The 21499-nt window shown below is 68.4% G+C and carries 15 protein-coding genes and 1 pseudogene; 4 read left to right on the top strand and 12 right to left on the bottom strand.

The genetic code is table 11. The features are described from left to right. Positions 1 to 30: 30 nt before the first annotated feature. Entirely contained in the window at positions 31 to 471 is a 441-nt protein-coding gene (locus W7S_RS00855) for a hypothetical protein (RefSeq protein WP_008262917.1), read from the bottom strand. 51 nt (positions 472 to 522) lie between these two features. On the opposite strand from W7S_RS00855, the pseudogene W7S_RS00850 reads away from it, so the two are divergent. After that, positions 523 to 1373, top strand: a pseudogene (locus W7S_RS00850) (LLM class F420-dependent oxidoreductase). Between the two features lie 394 nt (positions 1374 to 1767). Here the strand turns inward: W7S_RS00850 and W7S_RS00845 are convergent. Next, positions 1768 to 3243, bottom strand: coding sequence for a glutamate synthase subunit beta (locus W7S_RS00845; protein ID WP_008262914.1), 1476 nt, complete (start codon positions 3241 to 3243; stop codon positions 1768 to 1770). Further along, positions 3236 to 7819, bottom strand: coding sequence for a glutamate synthase large subunit (gltB, locus tag W7S_RS00840; protein WP_008262912.1), 4584 nt, complete (start codon positions 7817 to 7819; stop codon positions 3236 to 3238). Before gltB ends, W7S_RS00845 begins: the two co-directional genes overlap by 8 nt. 624 nt (positions 7820 to 8443) lie before the next feature. Here gltB and W7S_RS00835 point away from each other — a divergent pair. After that, positions 8444 to 9616, top strand: a complete 1173-nt coding sequence (locus W7S_RS00835) for a MinD/ParA family protein (RefSeq protein ID WP_231504820.1) — start codon at positions 8444 to 8446, stop codon at positions 9614 to 9616. Between the two features lie 2 nt (positions 9617 to 9618). On the opposite strand, the gene sigI is transcribed toward W7S_RS00835, so the two are convergent. Further along, positions 9619 to 10497 carry an RNA polymerase sigma factor SigI gene (sigI, locus tag W7S_RS00830; RefSeq protein ID WP_008262902.1) on the bottom strand — a complete coding sequence of 293 codons (879 nt, stop codon included), beginning with the start codon at positions 10495 to 10497 and terminating at the stop codon, positions 9619 to 9621. Positions 10498 to 10607: 110 nt separating this feature from the next. Here sigI and W7S_RS00825 point away from each other — a divergent pair, with 110 nt between their 5' ends. Further along, a complete protein-coding gene (locus W7S_RS00825; protein ID WP_008262901.1) occupies positions 10608 to 11459 on the top strand; it encodes an NAD(P)H-binding protein in 852 nt (283 codons plus the stop codon). Position 11460: 1 nt separating this feature from the next. After that, the gene (locus tag W7S_RS00820; protein WP_008262900.1) at positions 11461 to 11901 is read left to right on the top strand and encodes a nitroreductase family deazaflavin-dependent oxidoreductase; all 441 of its coding nucleotides are present in this window, start codon (positions 11461 to 11463) and stop codon (positions 11899 to 11901) included. Positions 11902 to 11910: 9 nt separating this feature from the next. On the opposite strand, the gene eccA2 is transcribed toward W7S_RS00820, so the two are convergent. From eccA2 to W7S_RS00780, 8 genes are all read right to left on the bottom strand, one after another. Continuing rightward, positions 11911 to 13761 (bottom strand): type VII secretion system ESX-2 AAA family ATPase EccA2, encoded by a 1851-nt coding sequence (gene eccA2, locus W7S_RS00815; protein ID WP_170320649.1) that lies wholly within the window; start codon positions 13759 to 13761, stop codon positions 11911 to 11913. A gap of 112 nt (positions 13762 to 13873) precedes the next feature. Continuing rightward, positions 13874 to 15496 carry a type VII secretion protein EccE gene (gene eccE, locus W7S_RS00810; protein ID WP_008262896.1) on the bottom strand — a complete coding sequence of 541 codons (1623 nt, stop codon included), beginning with the start codon at positions 15494 to 15496 and terminating at the stop codon, positions 13874 to 13876. Continuing rightward, positions 15493 to 17151: a type VII secretion system ESX-2 serine protease mycosin MycP2 gene (mycP2, locus tag W7S_RS00805; RefSeq protein ID WP_014710801.1), complete on the bottom strand. Its 1659-nt coding sequence runs from the start codon at positions 17149 to 17151 to the stop codon at positions 15493 to 15495. Before mycP2 ends, eccE begins: the two co-directional genes overlap by 4 nt. After that, on the bottom strand, positions 17136 to 18665 hold the full coding sequence (gene eccD, locus W7S_RS00800; protein WP_014710800.1) for a type VII secretion integral membrane protein EccD: 1530 nt from the start codon (positions 18663 to 18665) through the stop codon (positions 17136 to 17138). The genes mycP2 and eccD overlap by 16 nt, the downstream gene beginning before the upstream one ends. Further along, positions 18662 to 19687, bottom strand: a complete 1026-nt coding sequence (locus tag W7S_RS00795; RefSeq protein WP_008262890.1) for a MinD/ParA family protein — start codon at positions 19685 to 19687, stop codon at positions 18662 to 18664. Before W7S_RS00795 ends, eccD begins: the two co-directional genes overlap by 4 nt. A gap of 124 nt (positions 19688 to 19811) precedes the next feature. Then, a complete protein-coding gene (locus W7S_RS00790; protein ID WP_009955255.1) occupies positions 19812 to 20642 on the bottom strand; it encodes an ESX secretion-associated protein EspG in 831 nt (276 codons plus the stop codon). A gap of 114 nt (positions 20643 to 20756) precedes the next feature. Continuing rightward, on the bottom strand, positions 20757 to 21044 hold the full coding sequence (locus tag W7S_RS00785) for a WXG100 family type VII secretion target (RefSeq protein WP_008262888.1): 288 nt from the start codon (positions 21042 to 21044) through the stop codon (positions 20757 to 20759). A 51-nt stretch (positions 21045 to 21095) separates the two neighbouring features. Next, entirely contained in the window at positions 21096 to 21410 is a 315-nt protein-coding gene (locus W7S_RS00780) for a WXG100 family type VII secretion target (RefSeq protein ID WP_008262887.1), read from the bottom strand. Positions 21411 to 21499: the final 89 nt, after the last annotated feature.

Below are 21499 nucleotides of genomic sequence, written 5' to 3'. Positions count from 1 at the left end.
ACTCCAGTGTGCCCGCCAGACCTCGGCGAGTTACAGCAGTTGGCCGACCACGAACCCGGCGAGCAGCACGCCGAACCCGCCGATTTCCCCGACGATCAGCGCGGCCATCGCCAATTCGGTGCTGCGGTCGGCGTTTTCGAATTGGTTGACGGTGTCGCGCCGTGCCCCGTGGGTGATGTAGGCGGCGATGGCGGCCACGAAGAAGAAGACGACGACGCCGGCGGCCGTCAGGTTCACCCACACCGGCCAGGCGCTCAGTTGTACGAAAACCGCGAGCAGCAGCGTCGCGAACGAATACAGCAGCGCCGCGCGATGCGCGATGTCGACGTAGGGATGCGCGAGATGATTCTCGGAGGTCATCATCCCGCGGTATTTCCAGATCCCGAGAACGAGCGCGAGCAGGAAGATCAGGCCCGCCGCCAGCAGCGTGAGCTTGGTGTCGATTCCCAGGGAGCAACAAGGGCAAGTCATAGCGCGGTCGAGTTTAGTTGCCCTTCATAAACGCCGACTAACGTCGTTGACATGCGATTCGCCTTCAAGACTTCTCCGCAGAACACCACCTGGGCCCAGATGCTGGCCGTCTGGCAGGCCGCAGACGACATCGACGTCTACGAATCCGGGTGGACCTTCGACCACTTCTACCCGATCTTCTCCGACAGCAGCGGGCCCTGTCTGGAGGGGTGGACGACGCTGACGGCGCTGGCACAGGCCACCACGCGATTGCGGCTGGGCACCCTGGTCACCGGGATCCACTACCGCCACCCCGCGGTGCTGGCCAACATGGCGGCCGCCCTCGACATCATCTCCAACGGGCGCCTCGAGCTGGGGATCGGCGCCGGCTGGAACGAGGAGGAATCCGGCGCCTACGGCATCGAGCTGGGCAGCATCAAGGAACGCTTCGACCGCTTCGAGGAAGCCTGCGAGGTGTTGACCAGCCTTTTGACCACGGACTGCTCCGATTTTCAAGGCAGGTTCTATCAGCTCAAGGGTGCCCGCAACGAGCCCAAGGGGCCGCAGCGTCCGCACCCCCCGATCTGCATCGGCGGCAGCGGCGAGAAGCGCACGCTGCGGATCACCGCCCGCTACGCCCAGCACTGGAACTTCGTCGGCGGCCCGCCCGACGTTTTCGCCCACAAGCGTGACGTCCTCGCCGCACACTGCGCGGACATCGGCCGCGATCCGAAGGAGATCACCCTCTGGCGCACCTGCGCCTCGAGCCGGACCTCGACTACGGGAAGGTCGTCGCGGACGCCGCCGGACTCGCCGCCGAAGGGCTCGACCTCGGGATCGTCTACCTACCCCCGCCACACGACCCCGCCGTGCTGGAACCGCTCGCCGAGGCGATCCGCGATTCGGGATTACTCGACGGATAGCACCGATTTTCGGGCCCCGCCCCTGGCGCTCAGGCGAAAATCCCGCCCGCCGGCCGCGGAGCAAACCCGCCGGGCGCCCGCAGGCGCGGCGGCAGAGTGGTCACGCGCCGAAGAGCAGTAGATCCTGGGCGGTGACCAACCGCTCGTGCTTGGCGGGGAACTCGCGACTTTTTACCGGGTGACGCAACCATGACCAGGCCATTCGCCCCATCCGCGTCCGGGGTACTGGGTGGATATGCACAAAAACCACTCCTGCAATCGGTCCGTCCATCCGGGAAACAGTGTGACCCCCCTGTGAGCGGGCTCACAGGGGATTATTAGACACCCACCGTCTGGCAAACTGCGGAAGACGCGCCGAACGAACCAGCGCGTGTTTCTGGTGTGACTGGTGTTACTACTGAAGCGGTACCGCGGTGGGCTTGATCGGCGCCGGCAGCGCGGTGGAACCCATCATGAACCGGTCCGCCGCCGCGGCGGCCGCCCGGCCCTCAGCAATCGCCCAAACGATCAATGACTGGCCGCGACCCATGTCCCCGGCTACGAAGACGCCCGGAACCGACGTCTCGAAGTCGGCGCCGCGCGCGACGTTGCCGCGCTCGGTGAGCTTGACTCCGAGCTCGGTGAGCAGGCCCTCCTTCTCGGGCCCGACGAATCCCATCGCCAGCAACACCAGGTCGGCCTCGAGTTCGAAATCGGAGCCGTCGACCTTGACGAACTTGCCGCCCTCCATGGTGACCTCGTGCGCCTTGAGCGCCGTGACGCGACCGTCCCGGCCGACGAACTGCTCGGTGTTGACGGAGAACACCCGCTCGCCGCCCTCTTCGTGCGCCGCGGAGACCCGGTACATCAGCGGGTAGGTCGGCCACGGGGTGGACGGGGCGCGCGTCTCCGGTGGGCGCGGCATGATCTCGAACTGGTGCACCTCGGTGGCGCCCTGCCGGTGCACGGTGCCCAGGCAGTCGGCGCCGGTGTCACCGCCGCCGATGATGATGACCTTCTTGCCTTTGGCGGTGAGCGGCGGTTGCCCGTCGGCGTCCACCTCGCCTTCGCCCAGATCACCCAACGCTTGCCGGTTGCCCCAGGGCAGGAATTCCATCGCCTGATGGATGCCGTCCAATTCCCGGCCGGGAACGGGCAGATCGCGCCAGGCGGTCGCACCGCCGGCCAGCACCACCGCGTCGAAGTCGGAGCGCAGCTGCTCGGCGCTGATGTCGACCCCGACGTTGACGCCCGCCCGGAACTCGGTTCCCTCGGCGCGCATCTGGTCCAACCGGCGGTCGAGCACGCGCTTTTCCATCTTGAATTCCGGGATGCCGTAGCGCAGCAAGCCGCCGATGCGGTCGGCCCGCTCGAAGACGGTGACGCTGTGGCCGGCGCGGGTCAGCTGCTGAGCGGCGGCCAGGCCCGCGGGTCCGGAACCGACCACGGCGACCTTTTTCCCGGTCAGCTTCTCCGGCGGAAGCGGCCGCACCCAGCCCTCGTCGAAGGCCTTGTCGATGATCTCCAGCTCGATCTGCTTGATCGTCACCGGATCCTGGTTGATGCCGAGCACACAGGCCGGCTCACACGGCGCCGGGCACAGCCGGCCGGTGAAGTCCGGGAAGTTGTTGGTGGCGTGCAGCCGTTCGATCGCGGCCTGCCACTGGTCCCTGCGGACCAGGTCATTCCACTCCGGAATCAGGTTGCCCAGCGGACAACCGTTGTGACAGAACGGAATACCGCAGTCCATGCAGCGGGTCGCCTGCTCGCGCAGGGTCTCGTTGTCGAAATCCTCGTAGACCTCGCGCCAGTCGCGCAACCGCAGCGGGACCGGCCGGCGCTTCGGCAATTCCCGGTGCGTGTATTTCAGGAAGCCGCTCGGATCAGCCATGGGCGGCCGCCATGATCGCCTTGTCGACATCGGCGCCGTCGCGTTCCGCATCGGCGATGGCCTGCAGCACCCGCTTGAAGTCGCGCGGCATCACCTTGGCGAAATGCCGGCGCTCCTCCGGCCAGTCACCCAGAATGCGCTGACCCACAGCGGAATCGGTGGCATCAACGTGTGCCTGGATCATGCCGTGCAACCACTCGTCGTCATCCTCATCCAAGCTCTCGAGCTCGACCATCTCCGTGTTGAGATTTCCTGGCAATTCGCCGTGCGGGTCGTAGATGTACGCCACCCCGCCGGACATGCCGGCCGCGAAGTTGCGGCCGGTGCGACCGAGGACGACGACCTTGCCGCCGGTCATGTATTCACACCCGTGGTCCCCGACACCCTCGACGACGGCGTGCGCCCCGGAGTTGCGGACCGCGAACCGCTCGCCGACGACACCGCGCAGGTACGCCTCACCGCTGGTCGCGCCGAACAGGATCACGTTGCCGCCGATGATGTTGTCCTCGGCCACGTAGTCCTGCGGGGCGTCGTCCGACGGCCGAACCACGATCCGGCCACCGGACAGACCCTTGCCGACGTAGTCGTTGGCGTCGCCGTAGACGCGCAGGGTGATGCCGCGCGGCACGAACGCGCCGAAGCTGTTGCCCGCCGAGCCGTCGAAGGTGATGTCGATGGTCCCGTCCGGCAACCCTTGACCGCCATAGGCTTTGGTGACCTCGTGGCCGAGCATGGTGCCCACCGTGCGGTTGACGTTGCTGATCGTGGTCGAGAAACGCACCGGCGTACCGGAATCCAGTGCCTCGCGGCTCATCACGATCAACTGCTGGTCGAGCGCCTTGTCCAGGCCGTGGTCCTGACGCGAGGTGCAGTACAGGTCCTGGTTCATAAACGCCGATTCCGGCTCGTGCAGGACCGGGTCCAGGTCGAGCCGGTGCGCCTTCCAGTGGGCGCGCGCCAACGTGGTGTCGAGCGCCTTGACCTGCCCGATCGCCTCGTTGAGGGTGCGGAATCCCAACTGCGCCATGTATTCGCGGACCTCTTCGGCGATGAACATGAAGAAGTTCTCGACGAACTCGGGCTTGCCGGTGAAACGTTCGCGCAGCACCGGGTTCTGGGTGGCCACCCCGACGGGGCAGGTGTCGAGGTGGCAGACCCGCATCATGATGCAGCCGGACACCACCAGCGGCGCGGTGGCGAAGCCAAATTCCTCGGCGCCGAGCAGCGCCGCGATCATCACGTCGCGACCCGTCTTGAGCTGGCCGTCGACCTGGACCACGATCCGGTCGCGTAACCCGTTGAGCAGCAACGTCTGCTGCGTCTCGGCCAGCCCCAGCTCCCACGGCGCCCCGGCGTGCTTCATCGAGGTCATCGGCGTCGCGCCGGTGCCGCCGTCGTGCCCGGAGATCAGGACCACGTCGGCGTGGGCCTTGGACACGCCCGCCGCCACCGTGCCGACGCCGTTCTCGGAGACCAGCTTGACGTGCACGCGCGCCGCCGGGTTGGCGTTCTTCAGGTCGTGGATCAGCTGTGCCAGGTCCTCGATGGAGTAGATGTCGTGGTGCGGCGGCGGTGAGATCAGGCCGACGCCGGGGGTGGAGTGGCGGACTTCGGCCACCCACGGGTACACCTTGTGCCCCGGAAGCTGGCCTCCCTCACCGGGTTTCGCGCCCTGGGCCATCTTGATCTGGATGTCGGTGCAGTTCGTCAGGTAGTGCGAGGTGACACCGAACCGGCCCGAGGCGACCTGTTTGATCGCGCTGCGCCGCCAGGCCCCGTCGGGGTCGCGGTCGAAGCGCTTGACGTCCTCGCCGCCCTCGCCGCTGTTGGACCGGCCGCCCAGCCGGTTCATCGCGATGGCCAGCGTCTCGTGGGCCTCCGCCGAGATCGAGCCGTAGCTCATCGCCCCGGTGGAGAAGCGTTTGACGATTTCGCTTGCGGGCTCGACCTCTTCGAGCGGGATCGGTTCCCGCACACCGGCGCGGAACTTGAGCAGGCCGCGCAGGGACGCCATGCGCTCGCTCTGGTCGTCGACCAGGCGGGTGTAGTCCTTGAACACCTTGTACTGGCCGGTGCGCGTGGCGTGCTGCAGCTTGAAGACGGTCTCGGGGTTGAACAGGTGGTACTCGCCCTCGCGGCGCCACTGGTATTCCCCGCCCACCTCGAGCTCGCGGTGGGCGCGTTCGCCCGGCCGGTCCAGGTAGGCCAGGGCGTGGCGGGCGGCGACGTCGGCGGCGATGTCGTCCAGGGTGATCCCGCCGATGGGACAGCTCAACCCGGTGAAGTATTCGTTGAGCACATCCTCGGAGATGCCGACCGCCTGGAACAACTGCGCACCGGTGTAGGAGGCGAGCGTCGAAATGCCCATCTTGGACATCACTTTCAGCACACCCTTGCCGGCCGCCTTGATGTAGTTGTTCAGCGCCGTCTTGCGGTCGATGCCCTCGATCACGCCCCGGTCGAGCATGTCCTCGATCGACTCGAACGCCAGGTACGGGTTGATCGCCGCGGCGCCGAAGCTGACCAGCGCCGCCATGTGGTGCACCTCGCGGGCGTCACCGGTCTCCACCACCAGACCCACGTGGGTGCGTGTCCGGTCTCGCACCAGGTGGTGGTGCACCCCCGCCACCGCGAGCAGCGACGGAATGGGCGCCATCCGTTCGTCGGATTCGCGGTCGGACAGGATGATCACCCGCGCGCCGTCGGCGATCGCCGCCGATGCCTGCGCGCGCACGTCCTCGAGGGCGGCGGCCAGCCCGGCGCCACCTTCGGCCACCGGGTAAAGGCAGCGAATCACCTTGGAACGCATGCCATGCGGGCGTCCGTTGACCTCGTCGTCCGGGTTGAGGTTGATCAGCTTCGCCAGCTCCCGGTTGCGCAGGATCGGCTGCGGCAGCGCGATCTGGTGACACGAGAGCTCGGTCGGGGTGAGCAGGTCACGCTCGCCGCCGGTGGTGCCCTGCAGGCTGGTCACCACCTCCTCACGGATGGCGTCCAGCGGCGGGTTGGTCACCTGCGCGAACAGCTGCTGGAAGTAGTCGTAGAGCATCCGGGGCCGCTGGGAGAGCACCGCGACCGGGGTGTCGGTGCCCATCGACCCGATCGGCTCGGCGCCGCTGCGCACCATCGGCGCCACCAACAGGTTGAGTTCCTCGTAGGTGTAGCCAAATGTCTGCTGGCGCTTGACCAGTCGGTCATGCGGCATCCGCTTGTAGTGGCCCTGCGGCAGGTCGTCGAGGGGGACCAGGTTCTTGTCCAGCCACTCCTGGTAGGGGTGCTCGGCGGCCAGCTCCGCTTTGATCTCCTCGTCGGAGACGATGCGGCCCTGCGCGGTGTCCACCAGGAACATGCGGCCGGGCTGCAGCCGCATCCGACGCACCACCTTGGCCGGGTCCAGGTCCAGCACGCCGGCCTCGGACGCCATCACCACCAAACCGTCTTCGGTGACCCAGATCCGCGAGGGGCGCAAGCCATTACGGTCGAGCACCGCGCCGATGATCGTGCCGTCGGTGAAGGTGATCGACGCCGGCCCGTCCCACGGCTCCATCAGCGAGGCGTGGTAGCGGTAGAACGCGCGGCGCGCGGGGTCCATCGACTCGTTGCGCTCCCACGCCTCGGGAATCATCATCAGCACGGCGTGGGCCAGGCTGCGCCCGCCGAGGTGCAGCAGCTCGAGCGCCTCGTCGAAGCGCGCGGTGTCGGACGCGCCGGGCGTGCAGATCGGGAACAACTTCTCGACGTCGGCTTCCGAGCCGAACACGTCGGTCTTGATCAACGCCTCGCGGGCCCGCATCCAGTTCTCGTTGCCGGTGACGGTGTTGATCTCACCGTTGTGGGCGACGCGGCGGAACGGATGCGCCAGCGGCCACGACGGAAAAGTGTTGGTGGAGAACCGCGAGTGCACGATTCCCAGGGCGCTGGTCAACCGATTGTCTTGCAGGTCAAGGTAAAACGCCTTGAGCTGCGGGGTGGTCAGCATGCCCTTGTAGACCAGGGTCTGACCCGAAAGGCTCGGGAAGTAAACGGTTTCGCGGCCGGGGCCGTCTTGGCCCGGGCCCTTGGTGCCCAGTTCGTGCTCGGCGCGCTTGCGCACCACGTAGGCCCGGCGCTCCAGCGTCATACCGGACGCCCCCGCCATGAACACCTGCCGGAAGGTGGGCATCGCGTCGCGCGACAGCGCGCCCAGCGACGAGTCGTCGGTGGGGACGTTGCGCCAGCCCAGCACGGTCAGGCCCTCGGCTTCGGCGATCTTCTCCACCGCGGCGCACGCGGTCGCGGCGTCCTTGGACGATTGCGGCAGGAAGGCGATGCCGGTGGCGTAGCTGCCCGCCGGCGGCAACTCGAAGTCCACGACTTCGCGCAGGAAGGCATCGGGAACCTGAAGCATGATGCCGGCACCGTCGCCGCTGCGCGGCTCGGCGCCCTGGGCACCCCGGTGTTCGAGGTTGAGCAGCGCGGTGATTGCCTTATCGACGATGTCGCGGCTGCGGCGGCCGTGCATATCGACGACCATGGCTACCCCGCACGCGTCGTGCTCGAACGCGGGGTTGTATAACCCGACGCGCTTGGGCGTCATATGCACCTGACCCTTCACCTGAACGTTCTGCGCGGCCGTTACCAGCGGCCCCGATGAGATCGCACCCCGGACGTTGCGGGCGAATATCCCTTCGGTCTTGTCTCGATAGGCTGTGCCCCAGGCGGAGATGATCCTGTTCGGGATGTCCGTGCAGCTCTGAACGGTGGCCTGGAACCGGTCTCGACAAGTCGTAAAACGATATGACAATACCCGCCTGACATGCCAACTTCGTCAAGTCTAAACCGTCGGCGGGCACCCTCGTAAATTTCGCGGTTGCCGCTGATCGGCACTCGTGCGGTGCCGGGGTGCGGGCCGGTGATTTCCACCACGGCCGGCCTTCCACCGCGCGCTCGCGGCCTCGATCGACGGGCCGCGATAAGTTTGCTGCTGGCGCTTTGCGGTCCCGGTGGTAACGGCGCCTACGCCGGGGATCGACGTGCTCAGTGCCGCGATCGCGGCGGCGCGCCGATCCCGCAGCGAACCGGGCCGGGTTTGCGGGTTCCCACGCCGCCCGCGTGAGGAGATACTGGACCGGTATTGGTCACGTCCGGCGTCGCACGCCGGACCGTGGCGCTTATCACGTAACACGGCGCGACGACCGACCGCCCGGCACCTGAGGAGCCCATGAACGAGCGCGACGAATTCCTGCGGGACCGTCTGCAGCCCGCGCAGAAAACTGCGGCGGCCCGCCCGCCTGGCCCCCCTGCGCACGGGCCCCACGCCGCCCCGCGGCCACCGGCCCCGGCCCCGGCCCCCGCCCCGCCCCGGCCGTCCGCTCCGCCGCAGGGCTGGGCACCGGCGCCCCCGTCTCCCGCCGCCGCCCCGTCCTTGCGGCCACCACCCGCCGTGGCGCCGCAGCAACCCGCCCCTGCGCCGCCGCCCTCGCAGGACCTCCCCGACCGCGGTTGGCGACGCGTCCTGCGGATCGCCACCTTCGGCCTGATCACCCTGGGCCCTTCCCCGGCCCAGCGGCAGGAGGCTCAGTTCGAGGCGACCATCCAGACCCGCCTGCACGGCAACTACAAGGTCGGTGTGCTGGGCAAGGGCGGCGTGGGCAAGACCTCGGTGGCCGCCAGTGTCGGCTCGCTGTTCGCCCAACTCCGCCGGCAAGACCACGTCGTGGCGATCGACGCCGACACCGCCTTCGGGCGCCTCAGCAGCCGCATCGATCCGGGATCGACGCGCTCGTTCTGGGAGCTCACCGCCGACAAGAACCTGCGGTCCTTCGACGATGTGGTGGCGCGCCTGGGCCGCAATTCCGCGGGCCTGCACGTGCTCGGCGGCGAACCGGCGTCCGGACCGCGCCGCGTGCTCGATCCCGCGATCTACCGGGAGGCCGCGCTGCGGCTGGATCGCCATTTCACGATCTCGGTCATCGACTGCGGTTCGACGATGGACGCGCCGCTGACCCAGGAGGTGCTGCGCGATCTGGACGCGCTGATCGTGGTGTCCTCGCCCTGGGCCGACGGCGCGTCCGCCGCCGCGCGGACCATGGAATGGCTCGCGGATCAGGGCCTGACGACGCTGCTGCAGCACAGCATCGTGGTGCTCAACGATTCGGACGGCCACGCGGACAAACGCACCCGGGCGTTGCTGGCCCGCGAGTTCACCGATCACGGGCGGCCGGTCATCGAGGTGCCGTTCGACCCGCACCTGCGACCGGGCGGGGTCATCGACGTGGCCCGGGAAATGGCCCCGGCCACGCGGCGCAAGTTCCTCGAGATCACCGCGACCATCGCCGGCTATTTCGCGGCGCGCCCCCACCGCCCGGGCGAGCGCGGGCCGAAAGACCAATAGGCCTAGGCGTTCTCGGCAGCGTTGCCCGCCCGCGCCGACGGGTCGGCGATCGCCTCGATTTTGGTCACGCGCGCGCCGCGGATCGTCAGCACGATAACGGCGAACAATCGACGATCGCTGAAGGCCAGCAACACCGGCGCCCCGACCGGACCGCCGACCAGCGTCACGTCCGGCCACAGGTAGCGCAGCAGGTTGGTCGCCACCGCGTCGGGCCCGTGGTTGACCTGTGGTGGCGGCGCCGGGTCGGCGAGAATCGTGCCCACACCCCAGACCGTCGGATCCAGGACGGCGGCCAGCGCGGCGAGATCGCCGTTGGCGCACGCGGTGATGAACTTCTCCGTGACGAGCTGATGCTCGGCCACGGCCACGTCATTCATATTCGGTTGCGCGGCAACGAATTTGGCCCGCGCCCGACGCGCCAGCTGGCGGCAGGTGCCGACGGGACGGCCCACGGTTTCCGCGATCGAGTCGAAGGGAACGCCGAACACGTCGTGCAGCACGAAGCTCACCCGCTCACCGGGGCTGAGCCTCCGCAGGACCTCCAACAGCGCGCTGCGGACCTCGTCGTCGAGGGTGATCCGGTCGGCCGGGTCGGACCGGCGTGGTGCCGGCCGCTCCTCGACGTCGCCGGGGCGTTCGTAACGGGCGCGCGCGGAGCGCACCTGGTCGAGGCAGAGCCGGCTCGCGACTACGGTCAGCCAGCCCCGGACATCCTCGATGTCGCCGACCTCGGCGCGTGAGAGCCGCAGGAATGCCTCCTGCGCAACGTCTTCCGCGTCGCCGATGTCGCCCAGCATCTGGTAGGCCAGGTTGACCAGATACGGGCGGTGATGGCGCCAGGCCTCGGCGACCTGGTCGCCCGTTGACTGCGACTGGTTCATGACTCTTCGACGATCCGCCGCCCCGAAAAGTTACAGGTTCTGTCGTGTAACTTTCCCACCTTTTGCCCCGTCCTTGCAGCAGTGCACAAATCCACGAAAGGAACCGTCCCATGACAATCGTCGTCACCGGTGCGACCGGTAACGTCGGGCGCCCGCTCGTCGCGGACCTGCTTGCCGCAGGCGCGCGCGTGCGCGCGATCACCCGACAGCCGGGGCCGGCCGGATTTCCCCCCGAGGTCGAGGTGTTCGCTTCGGCCACCGAGGCGCTGCCGGGCGCGTCGGCGGTCTTTTTGAACTCCCGCGCGCTGCGCGGGCAGCTCGAAGAAGTGGTGGCCGAATGCGGGCGCGCCGGCGTCGGGAAACTGGTCGCCCTGTCGGCGATCAACGCCGACGACGACTTGTCCCGCCAGCCGTCCCGATTTCGCGGCGACCGCAACAAGGAGGTCGAACGGCTCGCCGTCGACTCCGGGCTGGCCTGGGTGAGCCTGCGGCCCAGCGTGTTCGCGTCGAACTTCGCCGGCATGTGGTCCGCGCAGCTCCGCGCCGGCGACGTGGTCGCGGGGCCGTACGCCGCGGCGTCGACGGCGCCGATCGTCGAGACGGACATCGCGGCGGTAGGGGCGCGCGCGTTGCTCACCGACGAGCTTGCCGGACAGCGCATTCCGTTGACGGGCCCACAGGCTTTCACCAACTCGGAGCTGGTGCAGGTCATCGGCGCCGTGCTGGGCCGGCCGCTCCAATACCTGGAGGTTCCCACAGACGCTGTGCGGCAACGCTTCCTGGGCTTGGGATTCAGCGCCGGATTCGCCGACGCCTACATCGCCATGCTCGCCGAATCGCTCGACAAGCCCGCGCTGGTCACCCACGACGTCGAGAAGATCCTCGGCCGCCCGGCACTTCCGTTCGGCCACTGGGTCGCCGAGCACCGCGACGTCTTCACCAACGAGAACCACGGAGCCTGACATGACCGAACCGCGTCCCCCGCGCTACCTCAAGCCCATGAACAAGTTCATGATGGCGGTGCAACGTCTGGGCATCCCGACCGGGCCGGCCATGGTGCTCACCGTGCCCGGGCGCAAGACGGGTCAACCGCGCAGCACGCCGATGACGCCGTTCGACTTCCAGGGCGGCCTCTATGTGGTGGCCGGCTATCCCGGGGCCGACTGGGCGGCAAACGCCCGGGCGGCGGGCACCGGCACGTTGCGCCGCGGCCGTCGCTCACGCCGGGTCCGGATCGTCGAACTGTCCGCCGGCGAGGCCCGGCCGGTGCTGCGGGAGTTCCCCGCCAAAGTGCCGGTCGGCGTGGCGTTCGCGAAACGTTCCGGGATGGTGCGCGACGGGACCGCGGACGAATTCGAAGCCCTGGCGGGCCGACTCGCCGTCTTCCGCTTCGAACCGGCGTGACGCGCCGGGTCACCAGACGATGGCGGCCATGTCGCGGTTGTCCGAACACACGCTGCGCACCGCCGCCTCGATATCGTCGGCGGAGATGATCTGCAGGTCCTCGACCGTCACCGGTTGGCCCGCCCGCTTTTGCGCGACCACCCGGGTGTCGCGGAAGCCCTCGGCACGTTCGACGACATTGCGGGCGAACCGGCCGTTCTGCATGGCGTCGATGCCGTGGCGCCCACCGGGAGTGGTGTAGTTGCGGATGGTCGTGGCCGCGTCCAGGAACTTCTCGCGCGCGGCGTCGTCGAGCAGGCTGGCGCGCGGCGTCGCATAACGGTGCGCGATCTCGACGATCTCCGCCGGTGAGTAGGACTCGAAGCGCAGCTTGCGGTTGAACCGGCCGGCCAAACCCGGGTTCACGGTGAGGAATTGGTCCACCTGGTCTTCGTAGCCCGCGCCGATGAAACAGAAATCGAAGCGGTGCGTTTCCAGCGCGACGAGGAGCTGGTTGACGGCCTCCATGCCGATCATGTCGGGCGTGCCGTCCTGGTGGCGCTCGATCAGGGAGTAGAACTCGTCCATGAAAATGATTCGGCCGAGCGACTTTTCGATCAGTTCGTTGGTCTTGGGTCCCGACTCCCCGATGAAGTGACCGCAGAAATCCGAACGGCGCACCTCCCGGATCTCGGGGTGGCGCACGATCCCCATGCCCGCGTAGATCTTGCCCAGCGCCTCGGCGGTGGTCGTCTTACCGGTACCCGGCGGGCCGACCAGCAGCATGTGGTTGGTCTGCCCTTCCACCGGCAGGCCGTGCTCGAGGCGCATCATCCGCACCTCGAGCTGGTCTTCCAGCGCCGCGACGGCCTGCTTGACGGCGGCCAGCCCCACCTGCTTGGCCAGCAGCTTGCGCCCCTCGGCCAGCAGCTCGGCCCGCCGGTCGGCGGTGGCGTCGTCGTCGAGTTCGTCGCGGCTCTTGGCCGTCGAGGCGTCCCAACGGTCGGTGCGGCTGTCGATGGTCTCTTCGTCCGTGACCACCAGGTGCAGGTTCGGGTCGGCCAGCGCTTCTTTGGCCGCCGCGGTCAGGACCCCGTTGATGGTGGCCTTGGACAGCCAGATCTGGGCCTTGTCCTCCTCACGCAGCTGGCGGTGCACCATCCCGCGCACGTACGCCAGATCCGCCACGAGCAGCGGAATGTCGGCCGGGCCGATGGACGCGGTCAGCACGTCGGCGTCGAAACGGGACGACGACTGGGTGTGCCCGATCACGTCGACGCGGTCCAGCCAGTCGAGGGCGACCCGGCCCTGCCCGAGGTGGGCGGCGGCGTGCGCGGCCAGCGCGCAGATCGACGCCGTCACCGCCGACATCACGATCGCCTGCGGGGGCAACTCCTCGGCGGCCGCGAGCAGGACGTCGGGCCAGCGTTGTGTCCGGTACATCAGGAAGGTGCGGGCCAGCTGGTGCCACTGGTAGTTGGTCCAGGAGTCCAGCAGGTCGCGGTTGGCCAGCAGCCGGTCGGCCTCGGCGTACTCCCCGGCGATCGTCAACGCGGACGAGAGCGCCAGCCCGACCTGCGATGCGTCGGTGACGGTGATGCCGATGTAGGGGCCCAGCTGAATCTCCGCGGCCAGCGTCTGCCCGATCCGCGTGGTCTCCCGGTGCAGCCATTCGCTGGTGGCATAGAGACGCCGCAACGAGTCCAGGTCGCTGTCGCCGCAGGCGATGCGCCCCAGCCACGCATCGGCCATCGACGCGTCGGCGTCGGTCGCGGCGACGAACTCCGGCAGGGCCGCCGCCCGGCCCTGGCGGCCCATGATCCCCATGGCCCGGTCGAAATGCCTTCGGGCCGTTTGTAAATCACCCATCACATCCCCCATCGCGAGCGCCGCGACCGTGGTCATCGGGGTTGCGGGTAGCCGCCCTTGGCCGGAGCGAGCTGCCGCCGCGTGCGCTCATCAAACTATGCCTCAAACTCGCGTTGCCGAACTTCTACGTGCCGACCGACATGGTGACCGGATCCAGGCTGACGTAGCGGTGCTCGGCGCGGAACATGTCCATCTCGGCAAGCCAATTCTTCCCCGCGGCACTGACATTCACCACCGAGGGCCCTACTTGCTCGATGATCACCTCGAACCCGTGGCGCTGCCCCTCGGAGAGCCTGACGCCCGCGGGCGCGATGGTGATCACCGTCGCCGGCCGGGGGGTGGGCGAGATCGCGGCGTCCCGAATGTCGGTGCCCCCGCCGTCGGAAGCACCGTTGCCGTCCCTGCCCCGCCGCGCGGCGTATTCCACCACACTGACGGTGGTGCGCGGTGCCGGGCGCGAGCCGTTGACGACGCTGATCTCCGGCATCCGCACGCTGACCCAGCGCGCCATGTCACGGGTGTGCACGCAGACTCGTTCCCCGGCGGCCGCGGTGCGGATCACGATCCGCTTGGCGATCGGGTCATCGGCGGCGACGAATACGCGCGACAGTTCACCGGCGTCGGTGACCGGCACCAGCAGCCGGTCGCCGTTGCTGAGTTTCCCGATCAGCACGCCCGAGGGCCCGATCTCGGTGACCAGCTCGGCGGGCAGCGGGCTGCGCCGGATTCCGCGCAGGTGCGGCCGGGGTCCGCACATGTTGGCCGACGCCGCCGCGGCCTGCTCGCCGTTGAGCCGGCGCAGGATCACGCTGGGCGGGGTGGGCGCGGGTGTCGGCGTGCGCACCGTGATGGTCGCGGTGCACTGCCCGTCGGGATACACCGTGATGTTCTGGATGACCTCGTCGGCGCGCAGCGTCCACGCCTGCGACAGGTGGCGCGACGTGATCGCCTCGGGCGGATACGCATAGGTGGTCAGCCAGCCCGCTTCCCCGCGGATGGCTTTCCATCGCTGCGCCGGTCCCGACACCGCGTCCCAGCCGAGCCGGCGATCGAGTTCGATCAAATCGGTGGCGTTGGCCACCTTGGCCCGCAGGCCTTCACAGCGCAGCAGGCCCGCGATGCGCTGCGCAACCGAAATCGCCGCCGCGCCAACGGTCGTGCGCCACACCAACGCGTGCGCGTTGTCGAGCACCGCCAGCCGCATGATCAGCCACGTTTCGCGCCGGCCCGCGTACGGCGGGGTGCCGATCTCGGAGTCGTACACCCGCGGATAGTCGCCGACGGTGCCGTGCCGGGAACCGATGCTGACGACGCTGATCGAGTCGAGCTGCAGGCCGAGGGCCTGGCGCAGCATCGGCACCAGTTCGACGACGTCGAGCACGTTTTCGGTCTCGACGGTCACCGACCCGGTCACCATGGTGGCCCGATGCGCTCTGCCCAGCAGCTGCACCGCGACCACGGCGACGCCGTCCTGCACGCGCACGCCGCCACCGGATCGGTTGTTGGCCACGGTGATTGGGGCCGACCAGTCGATCGGGCGCCGACCGCGCCGCCACAGCACGGCCCACGACCACGCCGGCTGGCCCCACCAGCGCACGAACACCAGCGCGATGCCCACCACCACGGCGACCGCGGCGCCGATGTAGCCGGCCAGCAGCCAACTCGCGAGCGCGAGCACGAACACCACCCACACCCCGACGACCCGGCGATTGCTGCCGCGGCTGAACCCGGTGAGGTTGGGCCTCATCGCGCCCTCCGCAACCGCGCGGCGATCGCGAACACGAGCACGCCGGCGGCCACCACCCCCAGAAATCCGATGGCGATGTTGCGCGCCCGGTGGTCCGGCGGTGGGGGCGGCGCCGCCGGGGTGATGACCCGGCTCTGCGCGCCCGGCGGCATCCGGTCACCGGGCGGGATGTTGAAGGTCAACGCGGCGACCGGGTCCACCAGCCCGTAGCCGACCTTGTTGTCGACCCCGGCGGGCGGATTGTGGGCCGACTGCACGATCCGGTTGATCACCTGGTGCGCGGACAGGTCGGGGTACTTCGCGCGCACCAGCGCCGCGACGCCGCTGACGTAGGCCGCCGAGAAGCTGGTTCCCCAGAACGGCATGTTCTTCTCGCCCGGCCTCGACGGCGGGTAGGCGTTGACCGGCCCGCCGCCCTGGGGCGAGAGACCCATGATGTGCGTCCCCGGGGCGGCGACGCCGACCCACGGCCCCGACATGCTCTTGTCCAGGGCGGCGCCGCTGGCATCGACGGCGCCCACCGACAGGACGTAATCGGAGAACCACGACGGCGCCGAGACGACCTTGACCTGATGCCAGTCCCGCGGATCCGACGGGTCCAGCGGGTCGTACATCGGGTTGTTGTTGCAACCGGCTTCCCCGTCGTTGCCGGCCGCCGCCACGATCACCGCGTCCTTCGCTGTGGCCGCGTACCACAGCGCCGCGCCCAGGGCCCGTTGATCGGCCGGGGCCGCCGCGGGCAGGCACGCAGTGACCGAGATGTTGATCACCTTCGCACCCATGTTGGCGGCATGAACCACCGCGCGCGCAACCGAATTCAGCGTGCCGGCCTTGACCTTCTCGTCGGAGTTGGGATCCCCCGGCGGCGGGTTGACCGGTTCGAAGGCCCGCGAGGACTGCCGGATCGAGATGATCGTCGCGTGCGGGGCCACACCCACCACCCCGTCGGGTGCCCCCGGGGGAAGCGGCGGCACCGCGGGTTCTTCCTCGGTCTGCGGATCGGGTGGCCCGTTCGATGCGGCGGTGGCGCCGCCGCCCTCCGGCGGCGGGGGCGGCGGTGGCGGCGGCGGAAGAACCTGGGTGATCGTCACCGGCGGCGGCGGGGGCGGCGGCGCCATCGGGGGCGGCACCTCAACCGGTGGCGGAGGCGCCCCGGCGACCGGTGGCGGCCCGGCCGGCGGCGGGAACGCGGAAGTGGCCGGCATGGGTCGCGGCATCGGCAAAATCCCTTGCGGCGCAGCGCCGATGATCGAGCTGACAATGGTGCCATGGGCGTCGCAGTCCATCAGGCCGTCCTCGCCCATGATGTAGTCGCCACCGGGTACCACCGGCAGCCGCGGGTTCGGCGTCACCCCGGTATCGATCACCGCGACGGGCACCCCGTTGCCGGTGCTGTATTGCCACGCCTTGGCGATGTTGAGCAGGTTGAACCCCGGAGCCAGCTGCGCCACGTCGGGGTTTCGCACGACGATCGGCGACGAACAGCTGTTGGCCCGGCGCATCGGCTGTTCGGGCCGCGGCGGTCCGTCGGGAGGCACCATCCCCGGATCCACCGAGGGCGGTGTGATCGCTTGGGCGGCAGGGATATTGGCGGATAACGCGACCAGGGTCAGGGCGGCGGTCAGCGCCGCAACGGTTCTCAGTGGCGAATCCACGTGAAGAGCCCTCCCAGGGCCGCCGCCGCCGGCAGCAGAACGATGAATGCGAGCACTTCCACCCATTCCACGGTCAACCGGATGAACGGTCTGAACCGCATGGCCGGAACCAAAAGCGCTGCGGCCAAACCCAATCCGGCGAATGTCGCCACCGCCACCACCGGCCACAGCAATCCCGCCATGGCGTCGTGGGCCCCGGCGACGGCGTATTTGACCACCCCCGCGCACACCGCGGCCGACGCCCCGCACACCAGCGCGACGGCCTGGTATTTGGCGGCGAATCCGCGGCCCTGGGTGATGAAGATCCCCACCACCAGGCCGGCGACCACCAGCGCCAACCACGCCCACGGGCGGCCCGGCGTCAACACCCCCCAGACCGCGGCGGGCAGCACGATCGAGACCCCGACGCACAGTCCCACCTGGACCGCGTTGACCAAGCGCGCCGAGGCGGCGATCGCGGCGCCGCGCGCGGTGATGTCGGTGAGTTCGTTGTCCTCGTCCTCGGATTCGTCCTCGCTGACCGGGGACACGGTGTCGACCGGCATCCCCTCGCGCCGCGCGAACAGGTCCCGTCCGGTGATCGACCCGAAGTGCGGCGGCCTGACCCGGGCCACCCACAACGCGATCAGCGGGGTCATCCGGACGAGGACCAGCAATCCGACCAACACGCACACCGCCAGCACCTGCGCCGAGGCGGGGCGGAACATCCGGACGGCGGCAACGACGGCCAGGACGCCGCACACCGTCACGACGGCGGTGACCACCGCGGTCTGCCACCGGTTGCGTGCCGTCACCCCGATGGCGACGGCACCCAGGATCACCACCACGGCGCCGATCAGCCCGTGCGCCGCGCCCAGCACACCCGGCGGCGCGCAGGCGCCGGCGGTGGCCAGCGAGACCACCGCGAGCCAGGCGAACCCGCTGAACAGATCGCGCCGCTCCCGCCATCCGGTTCGCACCACCAGGGTCGCGATGACCAACAGGACGCCGACCCCGCCGGCCACCGCCGCCGGGATCGGGCCGTCGGTGAAGGTCCGTGCCCGCAGCGTCAGGGCCACCACCACCGAGACCGCCATCGCGATGACCGCGACCGCCGTGTGCGCGGCCGTCAGCGGCGTCACCGGCGCGAACATCCGATCCCCGCCGTCGCGGCCCAGCCACTTGCCCATCGCGGCCAGGCCCGTCGACAGGGACTCGTACTGCGGTTCGAACGACTCCCCGTCGACCCTGGGCACCAGCACCAGGGTGTCGCCGTCCTGGACGCCGAGCTCGTCGAGGCTCTTATTGATATCGAGCCGGACCCCATTGATCTTGTGGAGTTCGTAGCTGCCGGCCGGCAACGAAATGCCGTCAAAACCTTTGCGCTTCAGGTCCGCGTCGAACAGCTCGACCATTCCCTCGAAGAATCCCTCCATCGGAATTCCGGCGGGGAAGACTTGGGAACACAGATGCTTCTCGTAAGAAATGTTGACCGCACAACGCGCCGGAAAAGCGACCTTATGCGGCGAGGTCACGGTACCGCCCGCTCAGCGTCTGGAATGTATTTGTCGGCCAGCCCCGCGGTGATTTCAAAGAGGCGCAACCGCGTCTTTTTCTTCAACTCGTGAACCGTATCGATGATGCCGCCTTTGGCAAGATGCGGATCAAACGGCAGCGCCTCGACGGTCGCGCCGACCTTGGTGAACCGCTCGGTCAGGTACGCCAGCGCGTCCTTGTCGGTGATCTGGTCGGTGTGGTTCACGATCACGGTGCTGCGCGAGACCAACTCGTGGTAGCCCTGCGACCGCAGGTAATCCACCGCCCGCAGCACCGGACGCGAGCGGTCCGCGGTGATCCCCGAAACGAACACGAGGGTGTCGGTGTTCTCCAATACCGGCTTCATCACTTCGTGTTCGAGATCGGGGGAGGTGTCGACGATCATCACCGTGTGGGTGCGCCGCAGCCGCGACAGCACCCCGGAGAACATCGCCGGCACCAGCGGCCTGGGTTGGTCCGAGGTCCGGTTGCCGGCCAGCACGTCGAGCCCGATTGCGTTCTGCCCCAGATGTTCTCGGATATCAGCGTAGCCCTGGACATCGGTGTCGTTGATGATCGCGGTGTAGTCGCCCGGCGGGGAGTCGTCGATGCGGTCGGCCAGGGTGCCGAATCCGGGGACGGCGTCGATCGCAATCACGTTCTGCGGGCGGCATTCCCGGAACACGCCACCGAGGCAGGCCGTGAGCGTCGTGACCCCGACGCCACCCTTGCCGGAGACCACGGTGATCACATACTGCCGTCGAATATGCCGGCGGATGCGGTTTTGTAAGTCACGGTAGTGCCGTTCTCGGGGCGATTCACCGAGATTTATTTGTCGAAATGAGATGGCGTAAATGAATTTACGCCATCCTGACCCCGGTGGAATCTTTCGTGGTGCGGCCAGATCGGTAATTCGCATCGTGTCGGATACCGAATCCGGGAAGTTGCTGCCCCCTGACGGATCCCCCCGTCTGAGCGCTCCTTCGTCCGACATATTCGGGTCATTCCAAGGGCTCGTCACGACGAGATGCTAACACGGTTCGCGATACCGCGTTTACCCGTTGAGAAACCACCCATCAAGCGCGACAGGCGTTGTTATTACAAGACTTTGGTTAACTAAGTTACTTCGGCATCCGATAACACCGTCACACCACCCGCCGATACGAGTGCCACTCGTCGCCGGCGGGCAGCCGGCGGATGAGCCGTTGCACCGCTCCGCCGATGTCGCTGCGCGAGCCGGGCGAAAGAATCTGGTACCGGCGCTGCCCCGAGATGACGCTTTCGATGCACACGCGGCCCCCGGGGGTGTCGACGATCGACACCGTCGCATCGCCGACGGCCACGCGCGCCAGTTCGTCGGGCCCGACGCCCGCCTGCAGCGCGACGATGTTCGCGTGCGCCGAGCGCGCGGGATCGGCGGCGGTGAGAACCACCTGCAGCTGGTCGGCGTCGAGGCGCTGTTCGAGCAGGAATGCGCGCAGGCTGGCGGTGTCGCGCACCGAGTTCAGCAATTGCTCGGTGTCCAGGGTGATCGGCCGCAGCGGCGCCGCCTCGGCCACGCCGCACAGCCGCTCGATCTGACCCACCACGAGCTCGCTGGCCGAGGATTCGTTGCTGGCCGTGCCGGCCGGGTACAGACGCACCATCTCACCGTGCCGCTCCAAGACCACCCACCAGGTCGCGAAGCGGTTGATCGACGCGCGCGTGGGCTCGCGACCCGGCACGCCCATCATCACGACCAGACCCAGGTCGCGCCGCAGCAGGACGGTGAGCCATTCGCGGATCATCGGGTCGACGTTGCCGGCCTCATCGAGTGCGCCGGCGGCTATCAGGTCGGCGGCCGCGGGGTGGCCCAGCGCGCGTTCGGGGGTGTCCAGCCGCGGCAGCATCGGCCGCAACCCCAGCTCAGGGCATGTTTGCTCGACACCGGTGATCGCCTGCAACACCCATAGGCCATCGACCGTCGTCGTCAGCATGTCGCCCCGCCCCTAATCAGCGACTCCCTCGAATCGGCGTAGCAGAGACCGAAGGTGGGGCACATACGCTCGGCGCTCTGCCCCACCTTCGCTGGTCCCGGTGGTCGAGCGGGCTCAGAACAGGCCGGCGATGTGCTGGTCGGTGCTGAGCGCGCTGTCGAGCACGTGCGAGGTCGTCTGGCCGTGCTGGCGGATGGTGTCGATGAGGCCCTGCAACCCCGACAGCATCTGCGCCTGCGCCTCGAAGAAGCCCGACGCGCCGTGGCCGGCGAAGAATTCCTGCAGCGCGTGCGTCCGGTTGGAGGTGTCGTCGAAAATGGACTGCAACTGGCCGGCGCGGGAGGCGACGTCGGTGGCGAAGTCGGCTACGGCACCCGGGTTGTAAGTGATCGGGTCGGACATGGTGAATTTCCTTTCAAAAGACCTTTATGAATTGACGAATGGGTGGGCGGGTCAGGAGCCGTGGCCGCCGAATAGGGCGGTAAAGGCGTGCGAGGAATCCGCCTCGTGGCCTTCCATCAGTGCCGCCGCCTTCGTGAGGCCCTCGGCCAGGCGGGTGCCGCCGGTCAACACTTTGTTCAAGTCGTTTTGAACCTCGATGGCCGTCGCGTGCGACGCGGCGACCGCGTCACCGGACCAGGTGGCCGGGTTCATCACATTTTCCTGATTTGCGACGTATCCCTGACCGATCCCGATCGCATGTTCCATGTTTGCCTGAATCGCGTTTGAAGTATCGCGAAGCATTTGCGGGGTCACCTTGATTGTCACGGAATTCTCCTTCTGCGGTTGGCCGCCCCCCGTAAGGGCATGAAGCGAAGTGTATGGCGGCTATTCGGACCTGTCGATTCACCTTTCAC

Source organism: Mycobacterium sp. MOTT36Y (genome assembly GCF_000262165.1).
GTDB lineage: Bacteria > Actinomycetota > Actinomycetes > Mycobacteriales > Mycobacteriaceae > Mycobacterium > Mycobacterium intracellulare.
The sequence above is the reverse complement of the archived record's forward strand: the minus strand, read 5'-3'. Positions and strand labels throughout refer to the sequence as shown.